The organism is Chloroflexota bacterium, from assembly GCA_026706485.1.
Lineage (GTDB): Bacteria > Chloroflexota > UBA11872 > UBA11872 > UBA11872 > JAJECS01.
Genome location: JAPOYR010000010.1, coordinates 182,081 through 199,564 on the forward strand (window position 1 = coordinate 182,081; position 17,484 = coordinate 199,564).

General features: G+C 67.0%; 12 protein-coding genes. 3 read left to right on the forward strand and 9 right to left on the reverse strand.

Going from position 1 to position 17,484, the window contains the following annotated elements:
• Positions 1-97: 97 nt before the first annotated feature.
• Positions 98-1,408 carry a trypsin-like peptidase domain-containing protein gene (locus OXG79_08510; protein MCY3783811.1) on the forward strand — a complete coding sequence of 437 codons (1,311 nt, stop codon included), beginning with the start codon at positions 98-100 and terminating at the stop codon, positions 1,406-1,408.
• Between the two features lie 63 nt (positions 1,409-1,471).
• Entirely contained in the window at positions 1,472-2,830 is a 1,359-nt protein-coding gene (locus OXG79_08515) for a replication-associated recombination protein A (protein MCY3783812.1), read from the forward strand.
• 9 nt (positions 2,831-2,839) lie between these two features.
• On the opposite strand, the gene OXG79_08520 is transcribed toward OXG79_08515, so the two are convergent.
• The 5 genes from OXG79_08520 to OXG79_08540 form a co-directional block, all read right to left on the reverse strand.
• The gene (locus tag OXG79_08520) at positions 2,840-4,783 is read right to left on the reverse strand and encodes a hypothetical protein (GenBank protein ID MCY3783813.1); all 1,944 of its coding nucleotides are present in this window, start codon (positions 4,781-4,783) and stop codon (positions 2,840-2,842) included.
• 92 nt (positions 4,784-4,875) lie between these two features.
• The gene (locus OXG79_08525) at positions 4,876-5,883 is read right to left on the reverse strand and encodes a TIM barrel protein (GenBank protein MCY3783814.1); all 1,008 of its coding nucleotides are present in this window, start codon (positions 5,881-5,883) and stop codon (positions 4,876-4,878) included.
• Positions 5,880-6,812 (reverse strand): sugar phosphate isomerase/epimerase, encoded by a 933-nt coding sequence (locus OXG79_08530; GenBank protein MCY3783815.1) that lies wholly within the window; start codon positions 6,810-6,812, stop codon positions 5,880-5,882. The genes OXG79_08525 and OXG79_08530 overlap by 4 nt, the downstream gene beginning before the upstream one ends.
• Before the next feature lie 10 nt (positions 6,813-6,822).
• Positions 6,823-7,794 (reverse strand): sugar phosphate isomerase/epimerase, encoded by a 972-nt coding sequence (locus OXG79_08535; GenBank protein ID MCY3783816.1) that lies wholly within the window; start codon positions 7,792-7,794, stop codon positions 6,823-6,825.
• Positions 7,795-7,805: 11 nt separating this feature from the next.
• On the reverse strand, positions 7,806-8,966 hold the full coding sequence (locus OXG79_08540; protein ID MCY3783817.1) for a mandelate racemase/muconate lactonizing enzyme family protein: 1,161 nt from the start codon (positions 8,964-8,966) through the stop codon (positions 7,806-7,808).
• 543 nt (positions 8,967-9,509) lie between these two features.
• On the opposite strand from OXG79_08540, the gene OXG79_08545 reads away from it, so the two are divergent.
• Positions 9,510-11,120: a DPP IV N-terminal domain-containing protein gene (locus OXG79_08545; protein ID MCY3783818.1), complete on the forward strand. Its 1,611-nt coding sequence runs from the start codon at positions 9,510-9,512 to the stop codon at positions 11,118-11,120.
• 74 nt (positions 11,121-11,194) lie between these two features.
• Here OXG79_08545 and OXG79_08550 read toward each other — a convergent pair whose 3' ends face one another.
• From OXG79_08550 to OXG79_08565, 4 genes are read right to left on the reverse strand one after another with little or no spacing between them, the layout of a single operon-like run.
• Entirely contained in the window at positions 11,195-12,265 is a 1,071-nt protein-coding gene (locus OXG79_08550; protein ID MCY3783819.1) for a dipeptide ABC transporter ATP-binding protein, read from the reverse strand.
• 23 nt (positions 12,266-12,288) lie between these two features.
• Positions 12,289-13,353 carry an ABC transporter ATP-binding protein gene (locus tag OXG79_08555; protein MCY3783820.1) on the reverse strand — a complete coding sequence of 355 codons (1,065 nt, stop codon included), beginning with the start codon at positions 13,351-13,353 and terminating at the stop codon, positions 12,289-12,291.
• On the reverse strand, positions 13,350-15,398 hold the full coding sequence (locus tag OXG79_08560) for a hydantoinase B/oxoprolinase family protein (GenBank protein MCY3783821.1): 2,049 nt from the start codon (positions 15,396-15,398) through the stop codon (positions 13,350-13,352). The genes OXG79_08555 and OXG79_08560 overlap by 4 nt, the downstream gene beginning before the upstream one ends.
• 28 nt (positions 15,399-15,426) lie before the next feature.
• Positions 15,427-17,484, reverse strand: a complete 2,058-nt coding sequence (locus OXG79_08565) for a hydantoinase/oxoprolinase family protein (GenBank protein ID MCY3783822.1) — start codon at positions 17,482-17,484, stop codon at positions 15,427-15,429.

Genomic DNA, 17,484 nt, shown 5'->3' on the forward strand with positions numbered 1-17,484 from the left:
CGGGCCGTCCGTCGCGAACGTGAGAAAGCCCGCGATTCCCGCCAATCGTCGGTGCTAGCCTCGACCGAAGATTCCCGGAGCGCCTGAGGGAAGGGTCATGAATCTCCGGCGATTTGTCCTGACGCTTGCAATCGCCGCCGGCCTCGCGCTGACCGTCGCCGCGTGCGACGGCGATAGCCTGGCGCCCGAAATCTCAACTGGCGGCCCCACGGCGAGCCTTGTCGCGACCACGGCGACCGCAAGCCTTCCCGCGCCGACGGCGGGGGTGGCAATCCCCAGCCCGACGGCGACTGCCCCGGCGGTGTCCAACACGCCAACCGCCGCCGGCCAGGCACCGACGGCGACGTCGACGCCGGAGGCGGCTGATTTCACTCTCGCCGGCGAAGACCTGCGACGTGCCGTGACGATTCCGGACCTCGTCGATCTCGCGCGCCCGTCGGTCGTCCATATCGCGACCGAGGTCGCCACGAGCGATACCAGTGGACCGGCCAGGCCCGGCGGCGGCGTTGGCACCGGGTTCATCATCAGCGCCGACGGCTATATCGTCACCAACAACCACGTGGTGGCGGGCGCCGATCGCGTCGTGGTGACGTTCCCGCCTCCCGAAGCCGCAGCGACTGACGCAAGCGAAACGAATGGTACGCCAGGCGCGAATCGCCGCCACCTCGACCATGCAGCGGATGCGGAAATCGTCGGACGCGATCCGCAGACGGACCTGGCCGTGCTTCGCGTCGACGTGGAAGGGCTCACGCCGCTGGCGCTGGGCACCTCGGCGGATCTGCGAATCGGTGAAGTCGTGGTTGCCATTGGCCACGCACTGGACCTTCCCGGCGGACCCACCGTCACAGCTGGGGTCGTCAGTGCCATTGGACGGGTGCTCACCAACATCGGACCGCAACGCCTCACCCTCAGCGATCTCATCCAGACCGACGCCTCGATCAATCCAGGCAACAGCGGCGGGCCGCTGCTGAATCTCTACGGCGAGGTCGTCGGCGTGAATTCGGCGGGCGCGGGCGCCGCCGAGGGAATCGGATTCGCCATCGCTATCGACAACGCCAAGCTGGTGATCGACACCTTGATCGAGGACGGCGTGGTCACGCGGGGCTTCATGGGCATTCGGTCAGCCACCATTACGCCCGCCATTGCGCGACAGTTCGACCTGCCGGTCAACCATGGCTTGTACATCCAGGCCATCACCGTGGGCTCTGGCGCGGACCAATCCGACCTGGAGCCCGGCGACATCATCGTCGGCATCAACGATGAATCCGTCGGCGACATCGGCGAACTGGGTCGAATTCTGGCAAAGTACGGACCTGGCAGTACCGTGACGGTCTGGTACCTGAGGACGGACGCGGGAGACGATCCCCAACGAACCGAAGTCACGCTGGGCGAGCGGCCCGATCGCTAAACGCCGCCGATAGCCGAACAGGTCGTCCTCGGCAGGCGTCTATTCCGCGGCTTGCACCTGCCAATGGCTGACGATCTATTCCAACACGCCTCGCGCGAGGCCATCGAGGCCGAAGCCCCGCTCGCGGCACGCATGCGGCCGCGCAGACTTGAGGAGATTGTCGGTCAGCGCCACCTGCTGGCGCCCGAGTCGTCGCTGCGTGCGTCGATCGAGCGCGACGCCATATGGTCCGCCATCCTCTGGGGACCACCAGGGTCCGGCAAGACCACCCTGGCGCGGCTTGCGGCCTCGGCCACCCGCCGGCGCTTCGTCCAACTCAGCGCGGTTACCTCGGGCGTCCGGGACCTTCGCGACGCCGTCGTCGAGGCCCGCGAGCAGCGGGCCTTGCACCAGCGCCGCACCGTCGTGTTCATCGACGAGATCCACCGCTTCAACAAGGCCCAGCAGGATGCGCTGCTGCCCCACGTTGAAGACGGCACCATCGTCCTCTGGGGCGCGACCACAGAGAATCCCTACACCAGCGTCAATGCGCCCCTGCTTTCGCGCGTTCGGGTGCTGCGACTGGAGCCGCTCTCACGCGACGACTTGCGCGCCATCGTGCAACGGGCCGTCGAGGACGACGATCGCGGTCTCGGGGAGTCCGGGCTCACTTTCGATCCGACGGCCGTCAATGCCATCGTCGCGGGCGCCGGCGGCGACGCGCGGACCGCGCTGAATTGGACCGAGGCCGCCGCCTTGCACGCCACGATGCTGGGCGAGGCCACCGTGGACGCCACAACCGTTCGCCAAGCCGTGCTGGAGCGGGGCGTCCGCTACGACCGCGCCGGCGACGACCACTACGACACGATCTCCGCCTTCATCAAGAGCGTCCGCGGATCCGATCCGGACGCCGCGATTCTCTGGCTCGCCAAGATGCTGCGAGCCGGCGAGGCGCCCGAGTTCATTGCGCGGCGACTGGTAATTCTGGCCTCGGAGGACATCGGCAACGCCGATCCGCACGGACTCCCGATCGCAACCGCCGCCGCGGCCGCGGTTGAGCGCGTGGGATTGCCCGAAGGTCGCTACGCGCTGGCGCAGGCGACGATCTATCTCGCCTGCGCGCCCAAGAGCAACGCCGCCGGACGCGCCCTCGACGCCGCCGAGGACGCGATCGCCGCGGGCGCGGACCTCGAAGTCCCCGCGCACTTGCGCAACACGCCACCGCGGGGGCCGCACGAGGTGGACGCGAACTACCTATTTCCGCACGATTATCCGGGAAATTATGTCAAGCAGTCGTACGCGCCGCCCTCAATGCGGGAACATCGCTTCTACGACGGCCGCGGCTCAGGTCGCGAGTCGGAGCTTTGGCGACGCCTACGAAACCGTCGCGACGACGACTCCGACGACGATCCGGACGAAAGCGTGCCGGACCCGTCGCCCTAGACGCTGCCGCTACCCCGCAACGGCCGCCGGATCGTCAATCCGCCACACCTCGCCATGGATAGTGGCGACCAGCAGCACCTGACCACCGGCGGCATCACGCGCGACGGCCACCGACTCGATCGGGACACCGTCGAGCTCGGGAACGAGCGGGTACCACAGGCGTCCGCGGTCGGAAGACCGGAGCAATCCGGCGCTCGTCCCCACGAATAGCGTGTTGTCGTCCGCAAAGTCGAGCGAGGCGACCACCGTGCGAATCGCCGTCTCCAGGCTGCTGGGATACAGCGCGTTCCAGTGACCGACCACGGTTCCGCTCGGCCGCAGCACGTACGGTCCGGTCGCCAGGCTGAAGAATTCTTCGCCGTCGGCGGGTTCGGCGTCTGGGATCGTGAGCGACGCCCAGTGGTAGGCGCCGTCCTGCTGCACATAGCGAGACCACGACGCGCCGCGATCCGTGGAGCGGTAGACGGCGACCACACCCTCGCCGGTCGTTGCGGCGAGGATCGTTCCGTTCTCGGCGAACCGCGGCGAGAACGCCACCTCCACCACCGCGGATCCGCGAAACCGCTCCGCGGAAGTCGTCCACGTTTGCCCGGCATCGTGGCTGATCAGTACGTAGCCTCCATAGCAGCCGAGCGCAATCAGCCCATCGTCGGCGAACGCGGGCGAAAACGCCGCCGCCATGACCGGATACTCGGCCGACACGCTGTACATCAGTTCCCAGGTCTCGCCGGAATCGGACGTACCGATCAGAAAGTCCGCCGACAAGGCAAAGGCGACACCGTCTTCGGCGAACGCCGGTGAAAGCGCCAAACTGAGCACCGTAGGTTCGGGGAACCCCCTGGTCACCTCGGACCAATGCCGACCGCCGTCACGAGAAACCAGCACGCCCTCGCTGGCCGTTCCGGCCAGAATCACGCCGTCGCGGGCGAAGTCCGGCGACGGCTGCAGGGAAAGGATGGGCAGGCTCGTCAGGCCGTTGCTGCTCGCCGCCCACTTCTGGCCGCCGTTGGCGGAGCGAATCACGCCGGCGCCGTTGACCCCGGCGAGCACGACCCCGTCGCCCGCGCCGGCAAGGGCCAGGAGCGACGCGCTCCGCGCTCCCCGTAGGCGCACGCGATTCCAGGTCGCGCCGTCGTCCTGCGAGCGCCAAAGCGTATTGCCGGCAACCGCAATCGCCGCCCCGTCGGCGCCCCCAACGACGGTGACGGCGTTGATGGGACGGTTCGACGGCACTTCGTCCACGGCGGACCACGTCGTGCCGTGATCCCGCGTCCGAAAGAGGCCGTACGCTTCCGTGCCGGCAAGCGCCAGCCCGTCGTCGAGGAACGTGGGTGACATGGCAATGCCCAAGACCGTCGCGTCGCCGGGAAGGCCGACGCCAGCCGACCAGGATCGCGCCTGGTCGACGCTGCGCATGATCCCAGCTTCGACCGCGCCCGCGAGCAGCACGTCGGCGGAGTGCGGCGCCACCGCCAGCGCCGTGATCTGCGCGTCGGCCAATTCGGGACCGTAGCCATTCCACGACCCACCACGGTTGTCGGAGATATAGACGCCGCGCCCGTCGGTTCCGGCGGCGATGGTCTCGTCGTCGGCGTAGAAGGGCGAAAACGCCAGGGCCGTCACCGTTGGGTGCTCGCCCCAGAACATCCGGCGCTCCCAGCGCTCGCCGCCGTCATACGTCATGTGCAGCCCGGAGTCAGTCGTTCCGGCGACCGCCGTCCGGTCGTTGGCGAAGTCCGGCGACACGGCCACGGCTTCGATGAACGGACTGCGCAACGCGCTCGTCGGGGCCCAGCTCAGACCGGCGTCGTCGGATCGAAAGACGCCGGTCAGCGTGCCGGCGAACACCGTGGTCGTGCCGTCCGCGCCCACGACGCTGGACAGCGACGTGACCGTTCCGCCTTCCCGCGCCGAAAGGCGCTGGGCGGATGGCATGTGATCGGACTCAGTCATCGGCGGCAAACCTTAGACGCTGACGGGTCACGGGCGTTCTCCTTGGACAAGGTCGTTGTTCGACGCACTACCGAAGCGGTAATCCTAACGATCTACGCAAAGTATGGCGCGGCGTGCTCACGCAGCCAGTCCAGGCTGGCGACGATCCACGCTTCGGCGTCGTGCTCGGGTGGCGCGAGCACCTCCACGCAGTGCTGCAGATTGTCGGGGTCCGGGGCGCCCTTCTGCAGCACCTCGAGGATTTCGAGCACCGGCACGTCGCCTTCCCCGATGGGCGAGTTGAAGAACCTGGGCTCGCCGATCAGCGTGTAGGGCTGCACGCGCATGTCCTTGATGTGCGTCATCACGGTGTAGGGCGCGGCCAGCCGCGCGGCGTCGAGCGGATCCTCAACGACGGAAATCGAGTTGGCGAAGTCGAAGTTGTGGCGCAGCCAGGGCGACGCGACGGCCTCCATCACCTGTACGTAGTCGGCGACACGGTAGTCCATGTGCGATTCGGTGGTCAGGACGATGCCTAGCTCTTCGGCAATGGGGATGAGCGACGTCAGGTTGCGAATCATCGCGTCGATCTGCTGGGCCAGCGGCGGGTCGTCGATGAACCGGTGGCGCAACCCGGCCTCGCGGTGGACCACGTTGACGATGGTCGCCCCCGCGGCCGCGGAAAGCTCGATGGCCCGCACGCACCGCTGAAACTCGGTGCCACCAGTCCATCCATTTGCCGTCTCGGCCAGCCGGTAGGACGTCGCGTCGCGGGCGCCGCGCCGCGCGGCCATGTCCGTGGCGCCCCAGGCGTCGGCGTCGGCCGGGAGATCCGGAACGGCGATGCCGAAATACTCGATTCCCGCGTCGCGCATGGTTTCGCCAATGCGGCGGGCGCCGGCCTCGTCGCCGAACCAGCCGGGGTCCATGTAGAGCGCCGTAAGCCCGTGCACGCACGCCCGCTCGATCATCCAGGTGGGCAAATCACCTGCCGTCTCCGGCGGGTCCAGCGACTCGAAATAGGGCAAACGGCCAGTCGAGTACCGGTAGGTCGCGCTGTCGGTTCGCAGCCAGGGATACGCCACCCAGCGATAGCTTGCTTGGGAGAGTCCGAGCTTCATGTCGACTCGAACAAGTGCCCGCGCTCAGCGCGCAGCCACTCGATGCTGGCCCGCACCCACACGTCGGGATCGTGGTCCGGCGGCGGCGCAACCTCGACGCACACCGGCATGTTGTCCGGGTCCGCCGCCTCGGCTTGCACCAGGTCGAGAATCTCGAGAATCGGGACGTGACCGCGTCCCAGTGGGGCCCAGGACACCTGCGCCTCACCGGTGCCGGTGGCCGGCTGGATGCGCATGTCCTTGAGGTGCATGTTCACGGCGTACTTGGCCGCCAGCCGCGCGCCGTCCATCGGGTCCTCGATCACGGCGATGGGGTTGGCCGTATCGAGATTGATTCGCAGCCACGGCGAGTCGATGGCCTCGACCACCTGCACGACCTCGGACAGGCGATAGTCGATGTGGTTTTCCCAGGCCAGCACCACGCCGTACTCGGCGCAAACCGGCAGCAGCGATCGGAAGTTGGCTTCCGCCCGCTCCAGTTGGACCTCGATCGGCGGGTCCTTGGTGAAGTGGTTGTGCCGCACCGCCTGGTTGTGCACCGCCGCCGCCACCGTGGCGCCGCCCCAGGCACTGCGCCAGATTTGCTGGATGGTGGAGTGATACTCCCCGCCCTCCCACTCTTCGGCGCTGGCGGCGACGTTGAAGGCCGCGTTGCCCACGAACATCACCCCGGCGGACTCTGCGCGTTCGCGAAAGGCCTGCGCCGCCGCGCGCCCGGCAAACGTTCGCGACGCCACATACAGCGACTCCACGCCCAGGGACTCCACTCGATCCAGGAGCCAGTTCTCGATGGGCTCGTCCGGGTCCGGCGGGTCCAGCGTTTGCAGGTAAGGCAGCCGCCACTCGTCCTGGAGGAAGATCGGGCGGTCACGGCGCATGTCCGGATAGGCCATCCACCGATAGCACGCCTGCGAGATGCCGAGCTTCATGGGCGACTCGTCACGAGGTTTCGCGCAGCGCGCGCCACACGAGCTCCTGGGTGTCGAGGATGTCGTTGCGGCCCATCGCGTCGGCCAACGCCTCGGCGTCGATCGCGTCGAGCACGCGCAACAGGTAGTTGGTGTTGGACACGAACTGCTGGGCGCTGCGGATGGGCTCCTCGCGCGTCCAGACCACGTCCATGCCCAGGTAGTACGGATAGTCGGCCTCGCGCAGCCAGTGCAGCATCTCCAGCGACTCCCACAGGTGGCTGCTGGCGAAGATGGTCGACAGGTCCTGCGGCAGCTGCGTGTCGTTGAGGTGCACGTGATAGAGCAAGCCGCGTCGGGCAGCCTCCCAGGCCGCTTGCGCCGCGTTCTCGCCGCTCATGAAGGTGTGGCTTACCTCCAGCTGCGCGCCGAGGTTGGGGAGGTTCAGCTCGCCGATGATCTCCAGGGTCTTGCTCATCGAGCCCACCGTCGCCCAGCCGCGCGGCAGGTAGGGCCGAAACTCGAGCGCCACCTTCAGGTCGCCGGCGGCCTCGCAGATCTCGCGCAGGGCGTCCAGCGTGCGCTCGCGCGCCGCGCGAAAGTCTTGCTGAAACGGGTAGTCGGCCCCGTCCATGGGCGTGAACACATAGACGCCCAGGCCGTCGAGCGCGCGCGCCACCTCGACGGCGTGCAGGCACATGTCGATGGCCTCGCGCCGCTCGGCCGCATCCGGTGAGGTATAGGCGGCCCAGGGGAACGAGCCGCGAATGTAGGGCTCGCCGTGGTGAATCATGGAGCATTGCAGCCCGCGGTCGTCGAGCCGCTGCTTCACCTGGTGCGCGTTGTCCAGCGTGACGCAGGTGCCGCTGAAGAACTCGATGCCCGCCAGGTCGGGAATCCGGTCGACGGCGCGGAAGGCCTCGTCGATCTGGTCCACCGATGGACCGTCGACCATCCCCAGATGGTGATACAGACCCACGGAGTATCGCGGCGCCCAGTCCATATCCGCTGCTCCTAGTAGTAGCCGAAGCCGCCGTCGGCCTTCGCCGGCACGGGGCGCCGCCACGATTGGTAGGGGTGCTGCTCCACGAGTGCCTCGTTGAGCGTCACGCCCCAGCCCGGACCCTGCGGCAGTTTGACATAGCCGTCCTCGATCTCGATGCCGCCGTGCAGAAAGCTGTGGCGCAGCGCGCTTGCCTGGGCTCGCGGCCCCACGGTCTGCGGCGACTCCATGATGAGGAAATTGGGCGTCGCCGCGCCGAAATGCGCCGTGGCCACGGACGATAGCCCGCCAAACGGATTGTGCGGCGCCAGCGACAGCATGTGCGCCTCGGCCAGCGCCGCGATCTTGCGAATCTCGGTCATGCCGCCGCAAAGCAGGATGTCGGGCTGCAGCAGGTCGGCGCCCTGCGCCTCGATCAGCGCCTGGAACTCGTGCTTGCCGTACAGGCTTTCGCCGGTCGCCACGGGCAGATTCATCGCCCGCCGCGCCTCGGCCATCACCGTGTGGCTGCCGGGCCGGATCGGCTCCTCGATGAACATCGGCCGGAAGGGCTCGATGGCCCGGGCCAACTCGGCAGCCTTCGCCGGCTCCTCCAGTTTGGCGTGGAAGTCGACGCCGATTTCCGCGGAATCGCCGACCGCCGCGCGCACGGCCTCCACGCGCTCCGTCACCAGCCGGATGGCCTGTTGCCAGGGCAGGCGGTCGTCCTCCGGCGAATAGGGGAAGAGCTTGAACGCCGTGAATCCGTGGTCGCTCGCCATGGCCTTGGCTTCCTCGGCCATGTCCGCCGGATCGCCGGTCACTACGTCGAAGTAGACCCACACGCGGTCGCGGTAGGGGCCGCCGAGCAGCTGATAGACCGGCTGATCGGCCAGCTTGCCCGCCAGGTCCCACAGCGCCAGGTCGATGCCGCTGATGGCCGCCCAGCCCACCGCGCCCGCCGGAAAGCGCAACCCGCGGTAGCAGAGGTGCCAGAGTCGCTCGCGGCGCGTGGCGTCCTGCCCCACCAGCCACTCGCCGAGATAGCGCACCGTCTCGGCCACCGCGAGGTCCGGACCGGCGGCGTACGCCTCACCGAGGCCCACCAACCCCGACTCCGTCGTGATCGTGACGTAGTTCGCGTTGTGGTGCGTGTCCGAGGCCGTGCGCACCTCGACACTTTGGATGCGCACCTAGTCCCGCCTCACAAACTCCACAACGCGCGCGAGCCTAGTCTGTGCGCTTTGGGCCGTCCAGCCAGACGGCCCCGCAATGGGCGCGCCGGATGCACATCGGCGCTGTCCATTCACTCCCTCGTGATCAGGGAACGGTCACCTGCATACATGGAACGTTTTCGAAACGTCGCGCGTAGTATCTAGCGGAACACTTGGTGTCCGACGCCATAACCACACGGGAAACGGCCTCCTGAGTCACCATCGCCCGACGTTGAACTCGACCGCTGTTCTAGTGGCTGTGATGGTGATCGCGATGAGCCTGGCGAGTTGCGGGCCCGATGAACCTGCCGCAGGAGGCCACCCGCGCCTGCGGCCTCGCCTGGGGAACGAGCCCTCTCTCTTGCGGCTACCCAGTCGCCGCCGGCCTCAGCGCTGCCAGCAAGAAAAAGGCCCCAGATCGTTCATCGGTCCGGAGCCCACGTCCACATCCAAACGCCTTGCTTTGGTGGCATCTCGTTGCCGAGGGCCCACTTCATTCGGTGGAGTCCCGATGACTCGGCCGTGTTCTTCAACCAAGGCAGCAATCTCTACCGAGTTTCGACCGACGGCACTGCGCCGCTCCGGATCGTTCCGGACCGCAAGTTGCGCCTGGAGGTCGGGCCAATGACCGCATTTGATGTCTCGCCCGATGGGACGCAGGTTGTCTATTCCAGCTGCGCTTTGCCCATGCAGCCCTGGATCGAACACGGTCCGTCGATCACTCGCGAGACCGACCCCGAGGGCAACGAGATCGTCGTGATCAGTGAGTGGAGGGATGGTCATCCCCCTTATCCATCCACCTATGAGCTCGCGCGCATAAACATCGACGGTACGGAGTCGGAGCGGTTGACCGACAACGGGTCCTACGACAATTTCCCAGCATGGTCTCCCGACGGCACTCGAATTGCCTTTGTATCCAAGTCCGGGTTGTACGTCTTAGCTGCTGACGGCGCGCGGGTTCTGCCTCACGAGGTCCAGGCAGTCGTATCGGTCCAACAACCGCGACTGCCGGTGGAGTTGGAGGTGGTGGCTTTGCATCCGCCCGCGTGGTCTCCGGACGGCGCGCGTCTCGCCTTCGTGGGCTGGGGGCTTCCCACACAACCGACAGAACCCGTGGCAGCTAAATTTGATATCTACACAGTAGGCGCGGACGGCGCAAACCTGCAGCGGCTAACAGGCACGGTGAGTGAACCCTCGTGGTCGCCGGACGGGCAGCGCATCGCCTTTGCCAAACCCGACGGCGACGACGTGGCGCTCTATACCATTTCCGCCGACGGCTCGGACCTCAAGCGGGTCACGACCATCACGGGCTGGCACCCGCAGTATGGGGAGCCGGATCCGGCGCGCGCCTGGATTGAGAACGTTGCATGGTCACCCGACGGCTCGAAGATCCTCTACACCTGCGGTTGGATCTGCGTGGTCAGCGTGGACGGCAAGCCAGTCAATGACACGCCACTACGCGGAATCATCGCCGCCTGGTCTCCGGACGGCTCGCGCATCGCGGTGGCGGGAGTATTGCGCGATGTTCGCAGCATGGCCCCTGACGGCAGTGACGTGCGCAGCCTGCCGATTCCAGGTGCCACGGCCACGACCATCGGTCGTGCGGCCCCCAGCGGTCCAGGGTCGGGTCCGTGCACGGCGGGATTCGTCGTGGCGGCTCCCGCGGCGAACCCCGGGTTGGTGCAGGACTGCGAGACATTGCTGGAAGTGCTACCCGCGCTGTTTGGGCAGGGGCTCGATCGCTGGCTCCGAGAGTCGCCAATAGAGATATGGCCGGGCATCAGAGTCACCGGCACGCCCCCGAGGGTAACGGCGTTGACGCTTTTGGGGCATGAGCTGGACGGGACCATACCCGTCGAACTTGGGGCACTGACCCACTTACAGACTCTGGACCTTTCCTTCAACCAGCTCACCGGCCCAATCCCGGCTGAACTGGCGAAGCTGACTCGGCTTTTGAATCTGGACCTGTCCTGGAACGAACTCAGCGGACCGATTCCAGCAGAGATGGGCCACCTAGCCGACCTTGAACTGCTTTGGCTTGAGGGCAACCCGCTGACGGGCTGCATCCCGACAACTCTACGGAGCATCCCGGAAAATGACCTTCCGGGCCTCGGTCTGCCGGATTGCGAGTAACCACCAAAAGCCCTCAGTTGCCTGTAGACGACCGCGAGGTCACCGGAGACCTGCTGCTCGCTCGGCCGAGACTCTTAGCCCGCCGACGCTCCGTTCGCGGCCATGGGCAGGGCGCCGCCCTTGGCCTCGATGTCATCCCAGAAGTGGCAGGACACGAAGTGGCCGTCACCGACGTCTCTGAGCTCCGGCTCTTCCGTCGCGCAGCGATCTTCCGCCCACGGGCACCGCGGGTGGAAGCGACAGCCTGAGGGCGGGTTCACCGGACTCGGCACGTCGCCGGTGAGGATGATGCGTTCGCGCTTGGCTTCCAGGTCCGGATCCGGCACCGGCACCGCTGACAGCAGACATCGCGTGTACGGATGCAGCGGGCGCAGATAGAACTGCTCGCTGGGCGCCATCTCGACGATTTGGCCGAGGTACATCACCGCGATGCGGTGGCTGATCTGCCGCACGACCTTGAAGTCGTGGGAGATGAACAGGTAGGCCACGCCCAGCTGCTGCTGCAGGTCCAGCAGCAGGTTCATGATCTGCGCCTGGATCGACACGTCCAGCGCGGACACCGGCTCGTCGCAGACGATGAACGACGGCTGCACCGCCAGCGCGCGGGCGAAGGCAATGCGCTGACGCTGTCCGCCGGAGAACTCGTGCGGGTAGCGGCTCGAGAAGCGCGGATCGAGCCCCACCAATTCCAGCAGCTCGCGCACGCGCTGGCGACGCTCGTCGCGGCTCTCGTAGAGATCGTGCACCTGCAGCGGCTCTTCGATGATCCGCCCGACCGACATCCGCGGGTTCAGCGAGCCGTACGGGTCTTGGAAGATCATCTGCATCTTCCGCCGCGCGCGCCGCTGGTCGTCGCGCGAGAGCTGGACGAGGTCGTTGCCCTCGAAGATCACCTCGCCCGCCGTCGGCGGCTCGAGCTGCATGATCGTATTGCCGGTGGTGGTCTTGCCGCACCCGGACTCGCCGACCAGGCCCAGGGTCTCGCCCGCGTTCAGCTCGAAGCTGATGCCGTCAACCGCCCGCACCAGCCCGGACTGGCGGCGAATGATGAATCCGCGCATCACGGGGAAGTATTTGGTGAGCCCGTTGACCGTCAGCAGCGTTTCGCCATTGGCGGAGCCGTTGCGGCTCGAAGCGCTCGTCATCGTCTCGCCGGCCCTCGCGTCGCTCATCGCAACTCACCCGTATCCACGTCCACCCAGCAGCGGAGCGACCGGCCGTCGTCGATCGTCTCCACGGGCGGCATTTCCTCTATGCACTTGTCCTTCACGAACCGGCAGCGCGGCGCGAATGGGCACCCGACCGGGAGATTGGTCATGTCCGGCGGCGCGCCAGGGATGGCGCTCAGCCGGTCGCCGCGTGCCGCGGAGATGCTGGGCATGGATTCCAGCAGGCCAATCGTGTACGGGTGTTTCGGCGTATAGAAGATGTCACGGCCCGATGCGCGTTCGACGATGTACCCGCCGTACATCACCACGATCTCCTGGCAGAACCCGGCGACCAGCGCCAGGTCGTGCGTGATCAGGATGGCGGCCATGCCCAGCTCTTCGCGCAGGCTCGAAATGAGCTCGATAACCTGCGCTTGAATCGTCACGTCCAGCGCCGTCGTCGGCTCGTCGGCGATGAGCAATTGCGGCTGACAAGAGATCGCCATCGCAATCATGGCCCGCTGCTGCATGCCACCCGAGAGCTGGTGCGGATAGTCGTTGGCGCGCTCGGCGGGCGAGGGAATTCCCACCCGATCCAGAAGCTCGACGGTGTGCGCGCGCGCCTCGTCCTTGCTCACGCCCAGGTGCAGCCGCTGCGCCTCGTCGATCTGGCGACCGACCGTCAGCACCGGATTGAGTGAGCTCATCGGGTCCTGGAAGATCATGGAGATCTTCCCGCCGCGAATCCCCCGCATCTCGTTGGGCGGAATCTGCAGCAGGGAGACGCGGCCGGCGCGCGTCTCAATGATCTCCTCGGGATCGATGTCCATCACGTTGGTGTCGCCGAACATGACCTCGCCACCGGTGATTTGACCGGCGGGCTGAGGAATCAGCCGCAGCAGGGCCAGCGAGCTGACGCTCTTGCCGCTGCCCGACTCGCCCACGATGCCGAGCGAGCCGCCCGCCGCAAGCTCGTAGGCGATGCCGTTGACCGCGCGAACGATGCCCTCGTCCGTCTTGAATTGGACGGCGAGATCCTTGACCTCGAGCAAGTGGCCGTTGTCGCTCATGCCGTTCTCGCTCATGTCGCCTGCTCAATCACTTGGTCCGCATGCCTCGGCAGCCAGTAGTCGTGATACCGATCATCGCACTCCACGGAGCAGAAGCGCATCCCGCCGGCGCTCACCCACACGTCGCGCGGGACCACCTGGCCGCATAGCTGGCAATTCGTGACGCTAGTTTGCCACCAATCGCCCTTGTGCTCCTCCCAGTGCCCGCCAGTCTCGGACCGGGGCGCGACAGCGACGGGCTCGCGCGTTTCGTCGGTGACGGTCGGCACCGCGGGAGCCGGCACATCGGCGCGGAGCCTCGCCGTCTCGTCGGCGTCGATCGTCAGCGTTCCGTTGAGCCGCTCCAAGGCGACGCCGTAGATCTCGCGCGCGGCCGTTTCCGACACGAATCCCTCCAAGACATCCCGGCGCACGGCTTCCGCGGCGCGTGTCCTCGGGTCGCCGTAGCCTCCCCCGCCGGGACTCGCGAGCATAACCTGATCGCCCTCTTTCAGCACAATGTTGGCCACGCGCGAGTTGCTGGCCGTGCCGTACTCCTCGCGGAAGGTCACGAACGTGTCTTCCCCGGCGCGCTTCACGAGCAGCGCCGATCGCTGCCCATCCTCGCCGCCAAAGAGGCCCCAGGCGCCCGACACCATGCGGTCGAACAGCGCCGACACGGTGATCTCGGGCGCCCGCACCTCGAGGATCCGCTCCGAGCCAAGCCCGCCCCGCTGCGCCCCGGCGCCGCCGGAGTCCTGCCGCAGGCGATAGGACCGCTCGAGGAATGGATAGCGCGTCTCGAAGATCTCCACCGGCGTCGACGGGCAGTTGCCGTTGGGGATCACCTGGTTGCTGTTGCCGTCGGCGTTGGCGCGCCCACCCCAGCCCACGCCGTCGAAGTGGTAGTGCACGTAGTAGCGGTCGGTGTCCGGGTGCGTGCCGCCGAAGAGGAAGTTGCAGGAGGTGCCGCCGGTGTCCGCGGAGACCCGGTCCGGCACGGCCTTGGAGAGCGCGCCGATCACAATGCCCCACACGCGCGGGTGCGTCTCGGTGTTGCCGCCAACGCAAGGCCCGGGATGGACGACGTTGGTGAGCGTGCCCGGCGTGGCAATCACCGTGATGGGCCGATAGGCGCCGTCGTTGTGGGGCACGTTGTTGTCGGCAAAGTGGAACACGGCGTTGTAGGTGCCCGAGGCCGTCACGCCGTAGGTGCAGTTCAGCACGTGCTCCGCCTGCGGATCGCTCTCACTGAAGTCGGCGACCAGACTTCCGTCGGAAACGACAAGCCGCAGCCGAATCCAGTCGTGCAAGGGCACCTCGCGGGCGTCCTCCATGTGGCCCTCGAAGGTGTACTCGCCGTCGGGAATGGCGCGAATCTCGTCCCGCATCCACCGCTCGGCATAGTCGAGCAGCTCGTCGCTCACCTGGGTGATGCGCTCGACGCCGTAGGCGTCCAGCAGCTCGTGGGTGCGCTGCTCGGCCACGTTCAACGACGCCATCATGGCGTGCAGGTCGCCCCACGTGTATCGCGGCGCGCGGTGGTTGGACATCATGATGCGCCACACGTCTTCGTTGTATTCGCCGCCGCGCATCAGCCACACCGGCGGCAGGCGCAGGCCCTCCTGGTAGATCTCGGTGGCAGTGGCCGCGAACCCGCCGACGGCCAGGCCGCCGATCTCAACCAGGTGCGCGATGTTCGAGACGTAGCCGAAGATTTCGCCGTCGTAGAACACGGGCTTGATGACCACGTGCTCCGGCATGTGCACGCCGCCGCGATAGGGATCGTTGTGCACGATGATGTCGCCTTCGCGGACGTTCTCCTCGCCGATTTCGGCGATGAGCCACTTGACCACGAAGCGGATCGCGCCCACCTGCGCGGGGCAGAACTCGGTTTGCGCGAGCATGCGCCCGTGGCGGTCGAAGAGGACGCACGAAAAGTCGCGGCTCTCGCTGAAGATCGGCGAGTAGGCCGTGCGCATCATCGTGGTGCCCATCTCGCGGCAAATGCCGACGAGGCGGTTGTAGACCACGTTGAGCGTGACCAGATCGACGCTGGATGGGGCGCTGGACGTTGTCATCGATGGCGTCTCCCTACACACCTGGCGTTCATGCGGACCCCTCGGTCCACTCGAGCACGGCCGTGCCATGCGGGCTGACGGTCAGCAACTGACCGGGGTGGACGACGGTCGTTGAGTCGAGCTCTTCGATGATGGCCGGCCCGGTGATGCGATCGGCGGGCGAAAGGTCTTCGCGGGAGTAGACGGGGCAATCGACGGGACCGTCCGACGCGAACCAGACCTGGCGCGTTCCCGCCGGTTCGGCGGGGGATCCCTCCGGCAACACCGGCAATTCCGGCTTGGCGGTGTCCCCAAACACGGTGACGTTGAACTGCACCAGCTCAATGATTTCGTCGGGGATGCGGTAGCCGTAGGTTGCCTCGTAGTGCGTCTCAAACGCCGCGAGCAACTGGACCAGCGATTCAGCCGTGACTTCGCCGCCGGGGATCGGAATCTCCTCTTCATAGTTCTGGCCGAGGTAGCGCATGTTCACCGACCGCTGAATCTGCGGCGTGCCCGCGAATCCCTCGTGCTCCAGATCGGCCGTGGCCTCCGCCACGAGCTCGTTGAGCCGCGCGTCGATGGACGGCGCGTCCAGTCGATCCGACCGCAGAATGTGCGTCCAGGTCTTGTCCACGCGCATGTCGGCCAGCAGCGTGCCGAACGCGGAGCAGAGGCCTGGATGCGGCGGAATCAGCACCCGCCGGGCACCGATCACCTTGGCGATGGCCGCCGCGTGCAGCGGGCCGGCGCCACCAAATGCCACCAGGCTGAACTGCCGCGGGTCCAGGCCGCGCCGCACGGTGAGCAGGCGCATGGCCTCCGCGATGTTCTCGACGGCGATATCCAGCACGGCCTGAGCGGTGGCCTCCGGACTGAGGCCGAGCGTGCCGCCAAGATCGGATAGGGCGCGGTGTGCGAGGTCGGCATTCAGCCGAACCTCGCCGCCAAGGAAGTTTTCGGGATTGAGCCGGCCAAGCACCACGTTGGCGTCCGTGACCGTCGGCTCGGCGCCGCCCTGCGCGTAGCACACCGGGCCCGGCACGGCGCCGGCGCTCTGGGGCCCGGCCTGGAGCAATCCGCCGCGGTTGACCCAGGCAATGGACCCGCCACCGGCGCCCATGGTCGTCATCTCGATGAACGGCGCCGCGACCGGCAGGCCGAATTCGATCTCCCACGCCGTGGTGTAGCCGATGGCTCCGTCGTCCACCACGCCGACATCCGTGCTGGTGCCGCCCATGTCGAAGCTGATGATGTTGTCGTCGTTGAGCGATTCGGCGTAGTACTTCGCCGCGATGATCCCGCCCGGCAGGCCGGATAGCACCGTCTGCGCCGGCCGGTCGGCCGCGGATTCCGCCAGCATCTGGCCGCCGTTGGACTTCATCACCGCCCACGAGCGAGTGTTCCCCCACGCCGCAAGTCCGTCGTCCAACGCGTGGATGAACCCTTGCAAGAGCGGCCGGATGTAGGCATCCGCGATGGTCGTGCTGGCCCGGTCGTACTCCCGCCAGATCGGCGCGACCTCGTGCGACAGCGAAATCGACAGCTCGGGGAACTCGCCGGCCAGGTACTCGCGGATCATGCGCTCGTGGTCGGGCTTGACGTACGAGAACAAGCAATTGACCGCCACCGCCACAGCCCCGTTGGTGCGTTCGTCCAGCCGCTCGCGCAGCATGTCGCCGAGACTGCCGAGGGCTTCCGGCGTCAACGGGTCCACGACGGCGCCCATGTAGTCGAGCCGCTCCGCCACGCCCAGGCAATCGCGCCGCGTGACCAAGGGCTCCGGTCGCTCCCAGTCGAGGTCGTAGTGGAATTTGCGATCGACCCGCTGCAGGAACGGCACGTCCTCGAATCCGGACGTCGTCACATAGAGCACCCGGGCGCCCTTGCGCTGCAGCAGCGCGTTCACGCCGACCGTCGTGCCAAGCACGAAATAGCTGACCGCGTCGGCGGGGATTCCGCTGTGCTCGATCGCGTCGAATATCGCGTCGCTGGGGGAGTCGGGCGTCGAAGGCCGCTTGACGACCTGCGCTTCCCCCGATTCCTCATCGAGGGCGACGAAGTCGGTGAAGGTCCCGCCCGTGTCGATACCGATGCGAATGGCCAA

Bases quoted from the DNA above. Each gene is read 5' to 3' on its own strand.
- OXG79_08525 (MCY3783814.1), bottom strand. From the start codon at position 5,883: ATGAAGCTCGGACTCTCCCAAGCAAGCTATCGCTGGGTGGCGTATCCC.
- OXG79_08560 (MCY3783821.1), bottom strand. From the start codon at position 15,398: ATGACAACGTCCAGCGCCCCATCCAGCGTCGATCTGGTCACGCTCAAC.
- OXG79_08510 (MCY3783811.1), top strand. From the start codon at position 98: ATGAATCTCCGGCGATTTGTCCTGACGCTTGCAATCGCCGCCGGCCTC.
- OXG79_08530 (MCY3783815.1), bottom strand. From the start codon at position 6,812: ATGAAGCTCGGCATCTCGCAGGCGTGCTATCGGTGGATGGCCTATCCG.
- OXG79_08520 (MCY3783813.1), bottom strand. From the start codon at position 4,783: ATGACTGAGTCCGATCACATGCCATCCGCCCAGCGCCTTTCGGCGCGG.
- OXG79_08555 (MCY3783820.1), bottom strand. From the start codon at position 13,353: ATGAGCGAGAACGGCATGAGCGACAACGGCCACTTGCTCGAGGTCAAG.
- OXG79_08535 (MCY3783816.1), bottom strand. From the start codon at position 7,794: ATGGACTGGGCGCCGCGATACTCCGTGGGTCTGTATCACCATCTGGGG.
- OXG79_08515 (MCY3783812.1), top strand. From the start codon at position 1,472: ATGGCTGACGATCTATTCCAACACGCCTCGCGCGAGGCCATCGAGGCC.
- OXG79_08550 (MCY3783819.1), bottom strand. From the start codon at position 12,265: ATGACGAGCGCTTCGAGCCGCAACGGCTCCGCCAATGGCGAAACGCTG.